This window comes from Ktedonosporobacter rubrisoli (assembly GCF_004208415.1).
GTDB lineage: Bacteria > Chloroflexota > Ktedonobacteria > Ktedonobacterales > Ktedonobacteraceae > Ktedonosporobacter > Ktedonosporobacter rubrisoli.
Genome location: NZ_CP035758.1, coordinates 5482631 through 5500019, shown reverse-complemented (window position 1 = coordinate 5500019; position 17389 = coordinate 5482631). Strand labels below are relative to the sequence as shown.

General features: G+C 54.1%; 15 protein-coding genes. 11 read left to right on the top strand and 4 right to left on the bottom strand.

Annotation, left to right across the window (positions count from 1 at the left end):
• Positions 1-193: 193 nt before the first annotated feature.
• The 11 genes from EPA93_RS23945 to EPA93_RS23895 all read left to right on the top strand — a co-directional run bounded on the left by EPA93_RS23945 (position 194) and on the right by EPA93_RS23895 (position 12746).
• The gene (locus EPA93_RS23945; protein ID WP_129889920.1) at positions 194-1114 is read left to right on the top strand and encodes a carbohydrate kinase family protein; all 921 of its coding nucleotides are present in this window, start codon (positions 194-196) and stop codon (positions 1112-1114) included.
• A 29-nt stretch (positions 1115-1143) separates the two neighbouring features.
• Complete coding sequence (locus EPA93_RS23940) at positions 1144-2409, top strand: hypothetical protein (RefSeq protein ID WP_129889919.1); 1266 nt, start codon at positions 1144-1146, stop codon at positions 2407-2409.
• 405 nt (positions 2410-2814) lie between these two features.
• The gene (locus EPA93_RS23935) at positions 2815-3921 is read left to right on the top strand and encodes an ABC transporter substrate-binding protein (protein ID WP_207229649.1); all 1107 of its coding nucleotides are present in this window, start codon (positions 2815-2817) and stop codon (positions 3919-3921) included.
• 9 nt (positions 3922-3930) lie between these two features.
• A complete protein-coding gene (locus EPA93_RS23930) occupies positions 3931-5451 on the top strand; it encodes a sugar ABC transporter ATP-binding protein (RefSeq protein ID WP_207229648.1) in 1521 nt (506 codons plus the stop codon).
• Positions 5448-6431: an ABC transporter permease gene (locus tag EPA93_RS23925; RefSeq protein WP_207229647.1), complete on the top strand. Its 984-nt coding sequence runs from the start codon at positions 5448-5450 to the stop codon at positions 6429-6431. The genes EPA93_RS23930 and EPA93_RS23925 overlap by 4 nt, the downstream gene beginning before the upstream one ends.
• Positions 6428-7378 (top strand): ABC transporter permease, encoded by a 951-nt coding sequence (locus tag EPA93_RS23920; RefSeq protein WP_129889916.1) that lies wholly within the window; start codon positions 6428-6430, stop codon positions 7376-7378. The genes EPA93_RS23925 and EPA93_RS23920 overlap by 4 nt, the downstream gene beginning before the upstream one ends.
• Positions 7379-7721: 343 nt before the next feature.
• Positions 7722-9260, top strand: coding sequence for an apolipoprotein N-acyltransferase (locus EPA93_RS23915; RefSeq protein ID WP_129889915.1), 1539 nt, complete (start codon positions 7722-7724; stop codon positions 9258-9260).
• 169 nt (positions 9261-9429) lie between these two features.
• Positions 9430-10008, top strand: coding sequence for an RNA polymerase sigma factor (locus EPA93_RS23910; RefSeq protein ID WP_129889914.1), 579 nt, complete (start codon positions 9430-9432; stop codon positions 10006-10008).
• On the top strand, positions 10001-10846 hold the full coding sequence (locus EPA93_RS23905; RefSeq protein ID WP_129889913.1) for a hypothetical protein: 846 nt from the start codon (positions 10001-10003) through the stop codon (positions 10844-10846). Before EPA93_RS23910 ends, EPA93_RS23905 begins: the two co-directional genes overlap by 8 nt.
• A 129-nt stretch (positions 10847-10975) precedes the next feature.
• Entirely contained in the window at positions 10976-11779 is an 804-nt protein-coding gene (locus EPA93_RS23900) for a hypothetical protein (protein WP_129889912.1), read from the top strand.
• A gap of 67 nt (positions 11780-11846) precedes the next feature.
• Positions 11847-12746 (top strand): ABC transporter ATP-binding protein, encoded by a 900-nt coding sequence (locus EPA93_RS23895; RefSeq protein ID WP_129889911.1) that lies wholly within the window; start codon positions 11847-11849, stop codon positions 12744-12746.
• Positions 12747-13060: 314 nt separating this feature from the next.
• Here EPA93_RS23895 and EPA93_RS23890 read toward each other — a convergent pair whose 3' ends face one another.
• Genes EPA93_RS23890 through EPA93_RS23875 form a run of 4 tightly spaced genes read right to left on the bottom strand, consistent with a single transcriptional unit; the run spans position 13061 to position 17333 of the window.
• Positions 13061-14350: an MFS transporter gene (locus EPA93_RS23890; RefSeq protein WP_207229646.1), complete on the bottom strand. Its 1290-nt coding sequence runs from the start codon at positions 14348-14350 to the stop codon at positions 13061-13063.
• The gene (locus EPA93_RS23885; protein WP_207229645.1) at positions 14337-15443 is read right to left on the bottom strand and encodes an MBL fold metallo-hydrolase; all 1107 of its coding nucleotides are present in this window, start codon (positions 15441-15443) and stop codon (positions 14337-14339) included. Before EPA93_RS23885 ends, EPA93_RS23890 begins: the two co-directional genes overlap by 14 nt.
• Positions 15440-16645, bottom strand: a complete 1206-nt coding sequence (locus EPA93_RS23880; RefSeq protein WP_129889910.1) for a cysteine desulfurase family protein — start codon at positions 16643-16645, stop codon at positions 15440-15442. Before EPA93_RS23880 ends, EPA93_RS23885 begins: the two co-directional genes overlap by 4 nt.
• A gap of 19 nt (positions 16646-16664) precedes the next feature.
• A complete protein-coding gene (locus tag EPA93_RS23875; protein WP_129889909.1) occupies positions 16665-17333 on the bottom strand; it encodes an ArsR/SmtB family transcription factor in 669 nt (222 codons plus the stop codon).
• Between the last annotated feature and the right edge of the window lie 56 nt (positions 17334-17389).

Sequence of the window (17389 nt, the reverse complement as noted above, 5' to 3'; positions counted from 1 at the left end):
TTTCCCTCTGAACTGGGTAGAGAGATGCGCTTCGTTAGTAATGATCTGACATCTCTGGCAGCCGCAGGAAAATATGTTATAATGTTTTTGTGTTAAAGTTGATTTGTAGTGCGGTATCGTAGCTATGATCATAATGTATATGCCGTAGGTATTGTACCACAAAGGCGGCCCTGTACTGTATCGGTAGGACAATATGCTAGCTGATGTCCTTTGCTTCGGCAATCTGCAATTAGATATCCTCTGCCGTACCGTCACTGCTCTGCCTCCGCCGGGAGGTTTGCAGATGATTAACGCGATTGACTTTGCCTTGAGCGGAAATGCTGGCAATGTGGCGGCGGTGCTGGCGCGTCTGGGGATCGGGGTAGATCTTGCAGGTTATATCGGTGCCGATATTTTTGGTGAGCAGTTTCGGACAATCCTGAGCCAGATGGGCATTGGTACCGAACTGCTGCAGTGTCACGCTGCTGGCGGCACCGGCACATCCGTCATCGCGCTCTCTCCCAGCGGCGAGCGCAGTATTCTTTTCGTCAACGGTGCTAATGCGCTCTTTGATCTGCATGCAGTGCCTGATAGCTGGCTGCAAGGGCGGCGCGTTGTCTCGGTGGGTAGCGTTTTTGTGCTACCGCAATTTACGGGGGAAGCCGTCGCCCATCTATTTAAGCGTGCGCATAGCTATGGGGCAAAGACTGTGCTGAATATTTGCTGGGATGGTCAGGGCCAGGGATTGTCCTTTCTGCTCGCTGCCCTGGCGCAGACAGATTATTTCGTCCTGAGCTATGATGAGGGACGCCAGCTTACTGGGCACACTGAGGCCCGAGGCATTGTGGCCAGGTTACAACCCTATGTGCGCGGACAGGTAATACTGACGCTGGGTTCCGCAGGATGCTGCCTCTTTGCTGAAGAGCGCTTGCAGCATATTCCGGCCCTCCCTGTAGAGGCAACTGATTGCACAGGGGCGGGAGATGGCTTTACGGCCGGGCTGATTGCCGGCCTCGTGGAGGGACTATCCCTCCCGGATGCTGCCGGCCTGGGCTGTAAAGTTGCCTCCTTTGCCGTAACCGGTCCGGGAGCTTATCCACGAGTTCCCTCATTGGCCGAAATGAAGATAGGTTAAATATCTGGTTTTTAAGATAGGAGTCAAGAATGGAGAATACAACCTATCGCTATGCAGGCTTGCGGCGCGCCAAAGCGCCGGGCCTCTCGGTAGCTAATGCTGCGGAACGCTTACGCCGCTTTGCTTATGTTGAGCAACGCTTGATGCGCTTGCTTGCTTCGCGAATCGTGAGCATTCCGACACGCGATATAAAGGTGCTTCTTGCGCGTTTGCAATATGAAGATGCTCTACACGCTGAAGCCTGGCGCGGTCGGGTCGCTGAGATGCGCACCAATAAGAGTAAGCTAGCCGGCGCGCCTGATCCGGCCCTGGAGATTCTCTTTGATGAGGCTGAGCATGTGCCCGGCAGCTATCCTTTTCTTGCCGTGGTTACTCAACTGCTCAAGCCAGCTTTAGTGGCGGCTTATCGCGCTTATGGGGCTGAGACCAACGATCTTGCCGATTACCCTAGTATACGCCTGTTGCGCCAACTCCTGGCAGATGAGGAGGAGCATAGCCGTCTGCTCACGCTGGCTTTGCAGGATATCCGGCCGAGTGAGCAGGAGTTGCAGCAGGCTAGGGCCTGGAAAGAGAAATTGACTGCATTTCTGGCGGCGGCCGGCGGTATTGATGGGACGGCCCCGAGGGGCGAGCCGCGTCCTCGTGAAGCTTCAGTGCAGCCTTACAAGCTTCCCCGGGGGCTGACGCGTGATGAATCCTTGCCGCGCGTCTGGGATTTTGTCAAACCTCCATTAGAAGAAGTTCCCGCCCACCTCGACTACATGATGGCCATACGCCTTAGCGAGATTAACGTTGCCGAAGGCCTGGCGATTGTTCTATGCGAGACGCCCGCTATGCCCTGGAGCTTTTATCTGGATATTTCGCGCCACTGCTGGGATGAGATGCGCCATTCGCTCTTTGGCGAGGCGGCCATCGAGCAGACCTATGGCGATCGGGCCGCTTTGCCCTTGCGCGATTACGAAGGGGTATATGCCAACGAGGCCTCGCCGCTTGAGCAATATGCCGTGCTCGGTCTGGAGATCGAGGGGCAGAACATGAAGTATCCTCCCGGAAAACGTCAGGAATGGGAGTTTGCGCGCGATATGGCCAGGCATCCCTTGATGACTACCCTGCAAGATTTCGATTGGGCTGATGAAGTATTACATGTTAATATTGCCCGTCGTCAGCTTGATTCCTGGTTTGATGGGGGTCTGAAGGCCATCAGTTCGTTCTCGAAGGGTGGTAAGGAGCGGCGTACTGAGGTCAAGCAGCGTAACGCGCCTACACGGGTCCAGCCAGCGCCAGGCTCGCGATAATTGATCCATTAAGAGGCGAGGTGCACACCTCTGTTCTCGGCGGTATGTTTTTTCCTGATCAATAGATTTCTTGCGCGTATAAGCCTGTTCCCGCTGGAGGGATGAAAGGCTCAGGCGGCGGCATGAAGCTAGCCGGAACTACGTATCCCCGCCTCTATATGTTATAATCTATCTCTATATCCTACCAGTATTTGAGCTTTTCGATCTTGTAGTACATGAGTATTTGTGCTATCATAAGCCACCAACCGTGCAATAGGTTATACACTCTCACTCGCACATTTTAATTAAGCTTTTGCTCTTTCTGTTATTGTCAGTGTAGTGCTACTTTTTGTAGGTGCATCGCAACGGGGTGATGCATAAGTCTGGCTGGCCCAACCAGACCTTTATTTAGCAATGGAGGTAGCTGTGGCTAAATGCACGCAATATTTTAAGTATGCTTTATTGCTGGTGATCCTGGCGCTGGTGGTACCTCTTGTGGCCGCCTGTGGTGGTAGCGAGCAGGGTAACAGCGGCAATGGTGGCAATGGGGGAAGCTCAAACGGTCCCTTTACGATTGGCGTTTCCAACGGCTTTGTGGCAAGCGAGTGGCGTACGCAGATGATTCAGGATATGCAAGGCGTCAATGCCGAATACAAGAAGGCCGGCCTGACTAAAGATCTGGTCGTGCAAAGCGCCGATGTTGACGTCAACGGCCAGATTCAGCAGATCCGCAATCTTATCAATCGCGGCGTCAATGCAATTATTATCGATCCCAATTCTCCCACCGGACTCGATTCAGTAATTAAGCAGGCCAAAGATGCCGGCATTACTGTAATCTGCGTTGATGAGGCCGTATCCTCGCCGGAGGCTATCAACGTGGTAATTGACCAGACGGAATGGGCACGCATGAGTGCGCGTTGGTTAGCCGAGCAGTTGCATGGTAAGGGCAACGTTGTGGTGGTGAACGGCGTCGCGGGCCATCCTGCCAATGAGGCGCGCTACGATGGCGTCAAAGAGGTCTTCAAGCAATATCCGGGAATCAAGGTATTGAACGTGGTGAATGCGAACTGGGATGAGGCCACCGGACAGCAGAAAATGGCCGACCTGCTGGCTTCGCAGCCCAATATCGATGGCATCTGGGTGCAAGATGGTATGGCCCAGGGCGTCTTGCAGGCAGTTGATGCGGCTAATCCCGCGAAGTGGCCTGTCATCGTTGGTGAGGCGCGTGCGGGCTACTTGCAGCTCTGGCAGAAAGTCAAACAGAAGCATCCTGACTTTACATCCTACGGTGTCGTCAATCCTCCTGGCGCAGGTGCCAGCGGCTTGCGGGTCGCTCTGGAGCTCTTGCAGGGCAAAAAATTTAAGGATGGCACGCTCAAAGGCGACGCTCATAACACCCTCTTTGTGCCCATTCCAGGCAAGGTAGATGCCAGCAATTTTGAGCAGCAGTATGCGCAAGTCAAGGATAAGCCGGGCACTTATACGTTGGATGGCAGCATCTCAGAGGCTGATGCTAAAGCTTTCTTCCAGTAGGAAATAGTGATGATCAAGATATCTCTTGCTGCTCAGCACCTTGTGAAGCGCTACGGAGGAGTAACGGCCCTCGCGGATGGCGGTTTAGAGGTCCGCGCAGGTGAAGTGCTGGCGCTGATGGGAGCCAATGGGAGCGGGAAGAGTACGCTTAGCAAGATTATCACCGGCGTGGTTGCCCCCGATGAGGGGCAACTACTGCTTGATGATCGCGAAGTGGTCTTCTCATCTCCGCAGGCGGCCCAGCGCTCGGGTATTGTCGAGGTCTACCAGGAACTTAGCCTCATTCCCGATATGAGTGTGGCTGAGAACATCTGGCTGACCCATGAGCCGGTAACCTGGCCGGGTATTGTACGCAAGCGCGAGTTGCTGGCGCGCACAAAAGAATTGCTCGACCTGTTTGCCGGTACAATCTCATCCTCATTGCAGCCGGATGCTCCGGTACGTACCTTGCCTCCTGACGAAAAGCAGATCGTGGAGATCCTAAAGGCCCTGAGTTTGCAGCCAAGAATTATGTTCCTCGACGAGGCTACAGCAAGCCTTGATAGCCGCCAGGTCGAGCGTCTCTTTGAACTGATGGCCCGCTGGAAGGCTCAGGGAATGGCCCTGGTCTTTGTCTCGCACCGCATGGAAGAGATATTTCGCATTGCGGATCGGGCGACGGTCTTGCGCAGCGGAAAAACTGTCGGCTCGGTGGAGATCGCGCGGAGCAATGAGCAAGAGCTCGTTGATATGATGATTGAGCGTGGGGCAGTTTCGCGCTATATTAAGCGCTCAGCCGAGCGGGAGCCGCGTTCCACCGCGCCCGCGCGTCTGCGTGTAGAGAATATGCGCACTGAGGTGTTGCGGGATGTGAGCCTCTCCCTGCACGCTGGCGAGCTGCTGGGCCTTGGTGGTCTGCGCGGCCAGGGTCAGAATGAGATTTTGCTAGCCATCTTTGGCGCAATCCCCTTCAGTGGAACTGTAGAGCTTGCCGAGCAGCGCGTCAATTTTACCCATCCCAGGCAAGCGATGCGCAAAGGCGTAGCCTATGTGCCGGGGGATCGCAGCTCCGAAGGCCTCTTGCCGCTGCGCTCTATTCTTGAGAACCTGCAATTGCCATCCTGGATGCGCTATGGGCCTGTGCTCAAGCTGGGCAAGGCCAGGGAGGATGCGGCCAGGATCGCTAAGGATCTTAACGTTGTGATGGGCTCCTTAGATGCTCCGGTCAGCAGTTTAAGCGGCGGCAATGCGCAGAAAGTTGTTCTGGGCAAATGGTTGCTGCGTGAGCCGCAGGTTCTGTTGCTGGATGATCCGACGAAGGGCGTGGATGTGGACGCCAAGGGTGAGATCTATAAGATCCTGGCCGATCTGCGCGAGCGGGGAACCGCCATTATTCTGTATAGCAGTGATGACGAAGAGCTGCTGGGGCTCTGCGACCGCGTTCTCGTGCTGCACGATGGTAAGGTGCAGGCTGAGCTTGTTGGCTCCACGTTAACGCGTTCGGAGCTTGTGACCGCCAGTATGGGAACGGAAAGAAAGAGTAGCGTATGATAAAGTCTTCAACAGCGTATACTCCGGGGTTGCTGCGCACGATTTTTCGCCAATCCTATCTAGTTTCGCTCCTTTTGCTGATTGGGGCTGTGCTGATAAATTATGCCCTGCAGCCGAATTTCTTTCGCCCGGGCGTGCTCAATGGGAACTTGCAGACCTTCTTACCATTGATGTTGCTGGCGGCGGGACAGGCTGTGGTAGTAATTGCCGGTGGGATTGATCTCTCTGTTGGGGCGATTATCTCGCTGGTTAATGTGGTAATTGTGCGTTTGTTGGGAACGCATGCCGGTCCAACCGAGATCTTGCTGGCGATTGGCGCTGGTTTGCTCTGTGGCGTCCTGGCTGGAGCTTTCAATGGGATTTGCGTTGCCTACCTGCGCTTTCAGCCCATCGTAACCACCTTTGCCTCAAGCTTTGTCTTCTCAGGGCTGGCGCTGTGGATCATGCCAAGCCCTGGCGGCAGCGTGCCCTCAGCTCTGATGGACGTTTTTCAAGGTCGCCTGTTGGGAATACCATCCGCGCTCTTGATCATTGTCGTTATTCTCCTGCTCTGGAACCTGCTGCGCGCCACGCGTTATAGCCGCTATCTCTATGCCGTGGGAGGGCAGGCGATGTCCGCGTATATAACTGGCGTGCCGGTAACGCGCATTCGCCTCAGCTCGTATATGCTCTCGGGCCTGATGGCGGCCTTATCAGCCCTGGCCTTAGTCCTGGGCACCGGGACCGGCGATCCGCTGGTGGGTAGCCCTATGACCCTGACTTCCATTGTGGCTGTTGTGCTGGGCGGAACGCGCTTAAGCGGTGGGCAAGGCGGCGTTGCGGGTCCAATGATTGGAGCGGCTATCTTGAGCATTATCTTAAATATTATTGCCTTTGCTAACGTGCCAACCTGGTGGCAAACGCTTGTGAATGGGCTGATTGTGATGATCGCGCTGGCCGGACCCGGCCTCATTGCGCTGGTGCGGAGGCAGCCGGCATGAATAAGAGTTTGAAACTAAATCCGGCCTTGATCGCCCTGCTGCTGGCGATTGGACTATTTGTGCTGGGTGGCTTGCTGCGTCCTGGTTTTGCCAGCTATTCTCTTGCCATAAATATTCTACGCCTGGCCGCCTTTCTGGGCATTGTGGCGGCGGGACAGACGCTGGTGATTATTGGCGGCGGTGAGGGTATTGATCTTTCCGTGGGCTCGGTGGTCACGCTGGGCGCGATCCTTGTCTACCATTTCTCTAATGGTCAGGATGCCCTGGTTTTTCCGGCCCTGGCCGGAGCTATCGCCGTTGGCTTTGGCATTGGCGCGCTTAATGGTCTTGGGGTGACCCTGCTGCGCATCCCGCCCCTGGTTATGACGCTGGGCATGACAGGTGTTGTGCAAGGGCTGATCCTGGCCGTGACGCAAGGCGCCTTGACTGGTGGCTCAGCCCAGCTCATGGTCAACCTGGTTTCCAGCCCGCTGATCTTTGGTGTACCCGGCGTGGTGCTGCTCTGGCTGCTCGTAGGGGCCGTGCTCTGGGTTGTTCTCACGCGCACTCCTTATGGTAAGCAGCTCTTTGCCATCGGGGTTAATCGCACCACCTCTCGCCTCTCGGGAGTGCGCGTGCCGGCTGTACTCATCCTGACCTATGCGCTCAGTGGCGCTCTCGCAGCTCTGGGCGGCTTTGTCTTGCTGGGCTATACGCAGCGCGTCTTTCTCAATCTCGGTGCGGCCTATACTTTGCCTTCGGTGGCGGCAGTTGTGGTTGGTGGCACATTGCTAGCCGGCGGCGAAGGAAGCTATCTTGGAACGATGGCCGGCGCGCTGGTCCTGACGATCCTGACCAGCCTGCTGACTACTATGGAATTGCCGGAATCCATGCGCCAGATCGTCTATGGCTTGACCTTGCTTCTGCTCCTCTCGGCATATGGGCGACAGCGCAAATTGCGTGGATAGCTTTGCTCAGCAGATATATTGTAGCTCTGGAAATAGGCTAGCGCATCCTTTTGTGAGAGAGAATATCGGATAAGGGTCCCTTCTGCTTCAGAGAGTGGAAGGGGCTCTTGTTCTAATTTTCGCTACGAAATTGTAACATATTTGTCACATCTATTTTCTATACTTCAAACAATGAATATGCTGCTTTTAGCATATATATATCCTCCGTGCTAAGCATTGCCTTCCTTACTTATTGCCAAAGCCTTTTATGCAAAAAATATGAGTAATAGAGCGAAGTAGCAAGGCCGGAAACATAACGAGGATATAAATCTTATTGGTTCCCAATGAGGAGACTAACCCTGTCATGCAAAAGCAATTGTCTAAGCCGGCTAAACCGTCTGCCGCTTTCTCCTATATATGGCTTGGTATTGGCTTTATCTTGTCCCTTTTTACTTTCGGAAAATTGAATATTCCTCTGGCAGCCTGGCTCTATCCTCTGTTTCTCTTGCGCTTCGTTAAAACCCAACATCCTCTGACTGGCTTTATCGGCGTATTGCTAGTCTACGTTATAGATGCGCTTTACTGGCATTACCAGGTATTCGGTAGCCTGTTCAGCTTTTTTCTTGTCGTCCTGCTCATCCTGGCCATAGTGCAGCCGCTGCCTTATCTGTTAGACTGGCTTCTGAGTTCGCACTGGTCAAAAAGCTGGCTGGGTACACTGATTTTTCCTTTGAGCTGGGTACTTATCGAATACCTGAGAACGCTTGTTTCGCCTGTAGGGAGTATAGGCACGTTGGCCTATAGCCAGTATGGCAATCTCCCCCTCTTGCAGTTGCTCTCAGTTACCGGACTCTCCGGGGTTGTCTTCATTATGACCTGGCTTGCTTCTATGGTTAACTGGGCCTGGCAAAAGCAATTTGCCTGGAGGAGCACGCACGGTGGCCTGCTGACCTATAGCAGTTTGCTGGCGCTGATTTTGTTCGCTGGAGGGTTGCGCCTTGCCCTTTTCCCACCTGTTGCGCAGACCGTACGTGTGGCAAGTCTCACTATTGCGCCCCATGCGATGGGCCAGGTACAGAGACAGGATGGGGATGCTATCCAGGCAATGATAGATGGCAAAGGGAGCTTGGGGGACAGGCAGAAAGTACAGGCAGCATATGCGCCTCTGCAAGATGAACTCTTCACACGAAGCCAGAACGAGGCGCGCAACGGGGCAAAGATTGTAGTCTGGCCGGAGACAGAGCTCTTTGTGCTAGAAGAGAACCTACCGAAACTTAAGGCAAGAGCGGCACGAACAGCGAGCCAGTCCGGTATCTATCTTGAGTTAGGCGTTGGGGTCTTCATAAAAGATGCGCCATATACGCGTAATATAGCCTTGCTTTTTGATCCGCAGGGAAAGCTTGTCTGGACATATAGCAAGACGCACCCCGTGCCCAGCCTTGATAATAGTACTCCTGGCTCTGGTATTCTGCCCTTCGTTGATACGCCTTATGGGCGCATCTCTAACCTCATTTGTTATGATGCAGATTTTCCCTCCCTGGCTCTGCAAGGGGGACAGAAGCATGTTGATCTCCTGCTAGATCCGTCAAGCGATTGGGCGGGCATTGATCCCTGGCATACGCAGAATGCCACGTATCGTGCCATTGAAAATGGCTATTCGCTGGTTCGCTCCACGGATGGAGGCCTTTCGATTGTTGTGGATTATCAGGGGCATGTGTTAGCGGCTGAGGACTACTTCACCTCAGATCCTGAGGGAATTACTGCCTCCGTACCGGTCAAGGGAACCCTGACCATCTATTCGCTTGTTGGCGATCTCTTTGCCTATCTTTGTATGGCAGGATTGGCAGGTTTGATTGTTTTCTCTGTGCTTGATACCCGTCGACGCCAGCGGGCTACTGCATAAGTCAAGTTAAAATCTCGTTATAGGAAAGGGGCTGCTAAGCGCGGCCCTTTTTTATTGGCTCTGCCCCGGACTGCCATATTCTGCGCCGAGGAGAGAGAAAATGAACCAACTTACCAGCTATGCAGTATAGAGCTTAGAGGATCTATTAGTGCAAAGATTGAGAACGTGAATGGACTCCGACGAAGAATTGTTTCGCCAGTGGCAACGTGGAGATGCCAGCGCGCTAGAGACGATAGTGCAGCGCTACCATCGTCCCTTGCTGGCGCACCTCTATCGCCTGACAGGCAATGTTCAATGTGCCGAGGATCTTGTACAGGAGGCATTTGTAAGGCTAGTGCGGGAGGCCCAATCTTACCATTATCCTCGTCCATTTATGCCCTGGTTCTATACGATAGCCCGTCGCCTGGCACTCACTGAGCGGACGAGTGCCTATCATCGGCACACTGAGTTGAAGGCCGAACTGCCCGAACCTGCGCAGCACGAGCCTGATCCGGCTGAGTGGGTAGAACGTTGGGAGCAGCAACGTGGGCTGCATCTGGCCCTGGCTCGCTTGAGCTTTGAACAGCGGGAAGTGCTTAGTTTGCGCTATGGTCAGGAACTGAGTGTCAAGGAGACGGCTGAGCTACTGGGTATACCACCAGGGACGGTGAAAAGTCGTACTTTTACTGCGTTGCGACTCTTACGGGAAATGTTAGAGCTGGAGACGCTTTCTTCTGCTGAAAAGCGAGGAGATCAGCACAATGGATAAGCAATATCGACCTGGGGATAAGATGGGCGAGGAGCCAACTGCTGAGCAAGAGCAGGATATGCCTGCAGAGCTGCTACGGATTGCACGCCTCTATAGGGAGCAGCCTCTTCCTTCCCCCTCGCCGGAGGCCGCGCAAAAACTTTTTGCGCACCTGATGGCAGTGGAATCAAGCAGGGCCGGCTTGCATGTTCAGCGCAGGCTCTCGCTAAGCCATACCTTACGCCTGGCGGGCTGGCAAATCCGCTTTCTGGGTCCCTGGTTCTGGATCTTCTGTGTACTTTTGCTCTCGCCATATTTGTTGATAATTTCTACCTTGCCCGATCAAGCGGTGGGAACGCTCATTATCATGCTACCCTTGACAGCCCTGCTGAGCGTCGTTTATGCCTTACGCCAGCTCAAGCGCGAGAGGCGCGAAGTAGAAGAGTGCTGCCCTACTTCGCGGATAGAGATCATGGCAGGGCTGGTCCTGGCTATCGTCTGCTTCGATGTGCTCTTTGGTCTGTTCGCGACTATAGTTGTGACTATGGCTCATTGGGCGCCTTTTGCCCAATTGTTCGCGGCCTGGCTCGGTCCCTTGCTCCTGCTGGTCGGGATTTCCTTTCCCATCGCCTTACGTTATGGTGTGCCGGCGGCCTTTGCCGTTGGTGCCGGACCCTGGGTATTGCTGATAGGGTTGTCTCTGCTGTTCCCGGGCCTTAATCTTGGTCAATTTTTTGCTGTGGGACAAAGCCTTGCTGTGTTTTGTATCCAGCTTCTGGCTGCCGGGCTAGGAGCGTTTATTCTTGGTCACATGCTATTGCGCGGTTCGCGCTGGCAAGACAGATTGCAACCTCACTAAGAATGTGCGGATCGCAATATTGTTTATGAGTTGATGAAGGAGATGAGGAAGGTGCGTAGACGGCGGCTGAAGATTGCTTAAAGTTGCTGTTTTGGCTGTTTCGAAAGAGATAAATAGGAGATAAATAAAATGCGACAACTATGGATGATTGTGCGTCTTGAGCTGATCTTGTTCTGGCGGGGAAAAGTGAGCTGGTTTATTATGGCTTTTATCCTGGCCTGGGGCTTCATCTTTGTCTTTGCAGCTGCTCACCATGAAATTGATACATTATGGATCTGGGTCAGCGTTTATTCTCATATATTAACGCTGGCACTCGTATTTACAACGGGCAATCAGATCCAGCGCGATCGCGAGTGCCAACTAGAAGGAGTGGTGCTGAGCACGCCGGTGAGCACAGTGCTCTATGTGTGTGGCAAGTGGCTGGCTGGACTGATCATCTTGCTGGGATTTGCGGTTTGCTATCTGCTCTTTATTGTAGGGTTGGATCTAGTGCTTCCCGCTCGCCCCTACTTCAGCCCGGGAGCGCTACCCTATGTGTTGAGCTGGCTCTGGCTGATCCCGGTTCCGCTGGCCTTTGGGACAGCGTTGAGCTTGTGGAGCATGGTGCAGACAGGCGGCAAGCGGCCGATTAACTCGATCATCTTGCTAGTCTTTTGGCTAACTTCGTTCTTTAATCTGCCAGATTTAATTAATTTGATGGGAGGCCTTGCAAAGGACCCGGCTTCTATATGGACCAGAGCAAATGTGCCACACGGCACAATTCCGTCTGGGGCTCAGGTCCAATATATTGTTGAGTTGGTGAAGAAAACGATCCCCTATGTGCATATCACGCCAATCTTTGAGCTCAATCGGCTTCTCTTTCTGGGCCTGAGCGTTCTACTGCTCATACTCACCATTCTGTTGATGCATCGACAGCGGCAGGAGCTTGCTTAGTTGCTGATTTGGGAAACAGAAACATTTAAGGCGAAAACAGATGTATCGAAAGGAAGACAGATAAGCTATGTCTACAATCTTTATAGATCAGGTGAGCAAACAATATAAAAAGGGAAAGCAGGCTCTACAAGATGTGACCTTGCGTATGGAAGCTGGGGTCTGGGGCCTGGTTGGTCCCAACGGCGCTGGCAAGACAACCTTATTGCGTATCCTGGCCAGCTTATTGAAACCTACCTCGGGCGTGGTAAGCTGGGATGGTGAGGATATCGTCGCGTATCCGCAGGCTCTACGTTGCGAGCTTGGCTATCTGCCGCAACACTTTGGGGTCTATCCGCAGCTCACGGCTTACGAGTTTCTGCGCTATATCGGCGAATTAAAAGGCCTGACGGGCTCACTTTTGCGCCATCGTGTGGATACAGTTTTGGATCTGGTTCATCTGACCAATGAGGCCAATCATCGTTTGCGCACCTTTTCCGGTGGCATGATCCGGCGTATTGGAATCGCCCAGGCCTTAATTAATGATCCACGCATTCTGGTCCTCGATGAGCCAACTGTTGGGCTTGATCCAGCAGAGCGGGTAAGCTTTCGTGAAATTATTGCCTCCTTACAGGGTGAACGCCTTGTCATTCTCTCCACCCATATTATTACAGATATCGAAGTGATGGCGACTGAAATTGCGTTACTGCGCGATGGTCGTTTGTTCTGGAACGGCACATGTGATGCGCTCTTAGCTGATGCCACCAATACGGCTTGGAGCGTAACGCTTGATCCAGCCGCATTTGAGCGGCTGCGGGCCACTTATCAAACCAGCCAGGCTATTCGGCATGGCAAGCTTGTAGAAGTACGCCTGGTTGCACACACCTGTCCCCATCCCGAAGCTGTGCGGGTTGAGCCCACCCTGGAAGAGGCCTATCTTTCACTGCTCAGCCTGGAAGGCCAGGAGGCTACGTTCTCAACGCCATCGTGAGGCCCCACTCCAGGGAAATTACGAAATCGGATTTGTTTTACTAAGACATTAAGATAGGATGAACGTTCATCATGACAAACAAGCAAGAAATAGCAAATAGTGACCCTACTCTTTCTTGCTTTTGCCAATGATCGTTGCCAAACCGACTCGTAAGAGAAGAGTCATCAAAAAACCAGCTTTCTCTTACGAGTTGGCTATCTCCCTATGATCAGGGGCCGGCTGTTATGCTCAAATAGATACTTTTGTGCATCAGGAAGGCTCCAAATGAGCCTTTCCCACGATTTCGCTCTCCCTGAATGGGATGAGGCGATGGCTCATACAAACTTGCGACGAACGAGCGTTTCTTTTAGAAAGGCAGCTGCCAGCAGACCGGAGAGGAAGGTGAGCACGCTTACGACGCCAATGGCGAAGGAGATCCCCAGCAGGTCAGCCAGAATACCAGCGAGCAGGCCACCGACCGCATAGCCGCTATCGCGCCAGAGGCGATACACCCCAACAGCCGTGGCACGATAGCTCGGATGGACGACATCGCCTATTGCGGCCAGGAGCGTTGGATAGACACAGGCAGTACCCACGCCGAGCAGTACTGCGCCTGCCAACCAGGGCCAGAACGTATGAACGAGCACGATGAGCCCCAGTCCAAGCGCCTGGATGAGCATCCCTGCAACGATCAGCCATTTGCGCCCAACTCGATCTGAAAGTGCACCTGTTGCCAACTGCCCAATTCCCCAGACTGCCGGATAGGCTGCAACCAACAACCCGATCTGCTCTGCTGAGAGTCCTGCTGCCGCAAAATACAGGGGGAATAATCCCCATGAGAGGCCATCATTGAGATTATTGACCAATCCTGCCTGGCATACGGCAAACAGCGTGCGGTTTTTCCAGGACGTTTGCGCCACGATCTCGACAAAAGAAGGATGGGCAGATGGTGCATTCTCCACAAGGTTCGATGGGGCGGATTGCATCTGGAGAGCTTCCAGGGCTGCATAGTCACGCGACTCGCGTACGCCGAACCAGGAGAGGGCTAGCCCTGCTCCGGCGAATACAATGCCCAGGATAAAGGGTTGAGGGCGCAGCGCGTAAGTGGTTGCCAGGTAGCCGGCCGCGAGCGCTGCTGCCGAGACAGCCAGATAACCAGCCGCCTCATTCAGACCCATCGCCAGACCGCGCTGTTTTGGTCCCACAAGATCAATCTTCATAATGACAGTTGTAGACCAGCACCAGCCCTGATTGATCCCTAGAAGCACATTTGCGAAAACTACCCATTCCCAGGAAGGCGCAAAAATAATCAGCAGCGGGACCGGCAAACCAATCAACCAGCCAAGCACCAGGATGCGTTTGCGCCCAATGCGATCCGTCATCCGCCCGGCAAAGAGATTAGCCCCGGCTTTCACCAGGCCAAAGCTGACCAGAAAGGAAAGGATGGCGGTCTTGGAGGCGATGCCAAAGCTCTGCTCGGCCAATAAGGGCAGGATAGAGCGCTCCAGGCCCACCATACTACCAACAAAGGCATTAATGATGACCAGCAGACTGAATTGCCGCCAGTTTGCGCGCAGGCCGAGTTGCAGGGATTGCACAGGTGATCTGGTATTAGAAGATAGCACAGCGATTGGCTCCGGCTTCTAGCTCGCTGACAGGCTGATCGGGGAGCAAGCCTTGTTCATTGACGCGTATGATTCGTTCGGCATTGGGTGGAGGAGCAGGAAGCCTGGAGAGCACAGCGTGTACAAAGTCAACGCGCTCGGCATGCAGGAGATCGATTTGCGCATCGATCTCGTGAAGCGTGGCCATCAGGGGCCTTTTATCAAAAGGGACAGGTGTACTGGTATGACCGGGAAGAATCAGCCTATCGGCGGGCAATGCCAGGAGTCGATGCAGGCTTTGATAGAGCGCATGCGCCCGAAGCGTTGCTTCCCCCTTATCGGCTTGCAGATCGGGGCGCCCAATACTAGCAGTAAAGAGCGTATCCCCGGTAAACAATATATGCCCGTTGAGTAAATAGCAGGTACTTTCCATGGTATGCCCGGGAGTATGGAACGCCTTGAGATGCAGGGGTGGGATTGCTAGTGCTTCTTCATCATGGATGGCAGTAAAGGGAAAGCTCACGCGCTTTTGCTCCGGTAGCAAGAGCATAGCCCCGCTCTGTTGAGCGAGCAGACGTGAACGTGAGATATGATCCGCATGAATATGTGTTTCCAGGACATGGGTAATACGCCAGCCGTGCAAGGCCGCCACATCGAGATAGACCTCCGTATCCAGCGAGGCATCAATCACTACAGCTTCCTCTCCTGTGCCGATCAGGTAAGAAAGGCAGCCTTTGCCCGTCCTGCGTATCTGGATCACCTGTATGGAATGGTCGGGAAGTGGAATATGTGCGCTATTCCAGGCAAGGCTCCACGCTTGCATACCCCCTTCCAGGGAAAAGACCTGCGATAGCCCACGGGCACGCAATTGTTTGGCGGCTATCTGGCTGGTTTTCCCGGCGGCGCAGACGGTTACCACACGTTGAGAAGCGGGGATCTGCAATTCAGCTAGTGCTTCTGGATCGTGGGCTTTGAGAGCCTCATAGGCGTCAATATGCAGGCTGCCGGGAATGGACCATTCCTGGCGCTCGGCGAGAGGACGGACATCCACGATGCAGACCTCGCCCCCTTCGTCAAGCCAGGTGCGCAATTGTTCAACAGTGATGGTGCTCATCTTTCCTCTCCTTTTCGACAGGATATGGATGAAAGCCTCGTCTGAACGGTCTGAGCCAGGAGGCGTGCCGCCTGCTCGACCTCTGAGCCAGTGGACCAGCGTCCCAGCGTGAGGCGGAGAGCTCCTAACGCGCGAGAGCGTTCTATTCCCATCGCAAGTAATATCTCAGATGGGGAAGTGGAGCCAGCATGGCAGGCCGAACCAGTTGCCGCAGCAATCTCCGGTGTGCCGGCAAGTACCTCTTCTCCGATGACGCCATCAACGCTCACATTCAAGGTATTGGGCAGGCGTTCGCTGGGATGGCCGTTGAGATGGATCAGGCCAGGGAGAGATTCACAGAGCTGTTGAAAGAGGGCATCGCGTAATCCTGTCAAGCGTTTCTGTTCCTCTTGAAGGCACGAAGCCGCTAACTCGCAGGCAGCGCCAAGCGCGACGATAGCCGCAACATTCTCTGTACCAGCCCGCAACCCGCGTTCCTGGCCCCCTCCTGGCTGTATGGGCTCAAGCTGAACTCCTCGCCGGACAAAGAGGGCTCCGATGCCTTTGGGGGCATATAGTTTGTGCCCGGCGACTGTGAGCAGATCCACCCCGGTCTCGGTCACATCGATGGGAATTTTGCCTGCGGCTTGCGAGGCATCTGTGTGCATCAAGGCACCATGGCGGTGGACAATCTCAGAAACCTGGGCGATGGGTTGAAGCGTTCCAGTTTCGTTGTTGGCTGCCATGATGCTGACCAGTGTCGTCTGCTCATCAATGGCCGCTTCAACCTCTTCAGGCCGTACACGCCCGGTGGCATCCACTGGGAGCACAGTCACCTGAAAGCCTTGCAAGCGCTCAAGCTGGCGATAGACCTTTAGTACAGCGGGATGTTCTGTCGCTTGCGTAATGATATGTTTACCGCGCTCACGATTAGCCAGAGCGACGCCATACAGCGCAAGGGCATCGCTCTCAGATCCCCCGCCAGTAAAGATGATTTCAGCAGGGGTACAGCCAAGCAGACGGGCAACCTGCTTCCTGGCTGCTTCGATAGCTGCGTGGGGCTTATGGGCATAGAAGTGCGTGCTGGAAGGATTGCCAAAGTGGATCGTCAGATACGGCAGCATGGCTTCAACGACCCGTGGGTCAACCGGCGTCGATCCATTGTAGTCGAGATAGATAGGGCCCTGGGCCAGGGCGGGATGGGGAGGAACTTCTCTTATCATATGTCTTCCTTTTGATATGTTATCTCACAATGGGTAATCCGAGCATTTGCCATTCAAGAACGCCTTCTTCCAGCCGACGAGCGGCGTAGCCTTGTGCTCGCAAAAAAGAGACTGCTTCATCGGCAAAGACACAATACGGACCACGACAATACGCCACGATCTCACGCTCCTTTGGCAGTTCAGCAAGCCGTGCTTTCAATTCGGCTACTGGGATGGAACGCGCCTGGGGAAGGTGGCCTGCCTGATACTCTGCCTGCGGGCGCACATCCAGAAGGATCACGCGCTCGTCTTGCATCGCCTCACGAAGTTCAGCCACCGTCATAGGATGAAATGAGGCACGATCTTGCAAAAAGATAGTGACAAGCTGGTCTACTTCAGCCAGATGCTCTTCCCCAACATGACGCAGGGATAACCAAAGGAGGCTTACAGCCTCAGAGGCCAGCCGATAATAGATCGAGACACCGGCCCGGCGGGTCTCGACCAGGCGTGCCATGCGTAGGATCTGCAGATGCTGAGAGGCATTGGCGACCGACATCCCTGTTTCCTGGGCCAACGCCTCCACAGTGCGTTCCCCCTGTGAGAGAACATCGAGCAGTTCGAGGCGATGCGGGCTTGCCAGAGCTTTTCCCATGCGAGCAAATTGTTCATAGAGCAGAGTTTTAAAACGACGTTTCTCTCCAGGTTCCATCTCATGTCCTCATCTTTCTATTCACTTATTCAATAGAATACTTGAATAAGTGACCT

What these genes read in the sequence shown, in the direction of transcription:
- EPA93_RS23895 (WP_129889911.1), top strand. Translation starts at nt 11,847, where the DNA reads ATGTCTACAATCTTTATAGATCAGGTGAGCAAACAATATAAAAAGGGA.
- EPA93_RS23910 (WP_129889914.1), top strand. Translation starts at nt 9,430, where the DNA reads ATGGACTCCGACGAAGAATTGTTTCGCCAGTGGCAACGTGGAGATGCC.
- EPA93_RS23900 (WP_129889912.1), top strand. Translation starts at nt 10,976, where the DNA reads ATGCGACAACTATGGATGATTGTGCGTCTTGAGCTGATCTTGTTCTGG.
- EPA93_RS23880 (WP_129889910.1), bottom strand. Translation starts at nt 16,645, where the DNA reads ATGATAAGAGAAGTTCCTCCCCATCCCGCCCTGGCCCAGGGCCCTATC.
- EPA93_RS23885 (WP_207229645.1), bottom strand. Translation starts at nt 15,443, where the DNA reads ATGAGCACCATCACTGTTGAACAATTGCGCACCTGGCTTGACGAAGGG.
- EPA93_RS23940 (WP_129889919.1), top strand. Translation starts at nt 1,144, where the DNA reads ATGGAGAATACAACCTATCGCTATGCAGGCTTGCGGCGCGCCAAAGCG.
- EPA93_RS23920 (WP_129889916.1), top strand. Translation starts at nt 6,428, where the DNA reads ATGAATAAGAGTTTGAAACTAAATCCGGCCTTGATCGCCCTGCTGCTG.
- EPA93_RS23905 (WP_129889913.1), top strand. Translation starts at nt 10,001, where the DNA reads ATGGATAAGCAATATCGACCTGGGGATAAGATGGGCGAGGAGCCAACT.
- EPA93_RS23915 (WP_129889915.1), top strand. Translation starts at nt 7,722, where the DNA reads ATGCAAAAGCAATTGTCTAAGCCGGCTAAACCGTCTGCCGCTTTCTCC.
- EPA93_RS23875 (WP_129889909.1), bottom strand. Translation starts at nt 17,333, where the DNA reads ATGGAACCTGGAGAGAAACGTCGTTTTAAAACTCTGCTCTATGAACAA.
- EPA93_RS23925 (WP_207229647.1), top strand. Translation starts at nt 5,448, where the DNA reads ATGATAAAGTCTTCAACAGCGTATACTCCGGGGTTGCTGCGCACGATT.
- EPA93_RS23930 (WP_207229648.1), top strand. Translation starts at nt 3,931, where the DNA reads ATGATCAAGATATCTCTTGCTGCTCAGCACCTTGTGAAGCGCTACGGA.
- EPA93_RS23945 (WP_129889920.1), top strand. Translation starts at nt 194, where the DNA reads ATGCTAGCTGATGTCCTTTGCTTCGGCAATCTGCAATTAGATATCCTC.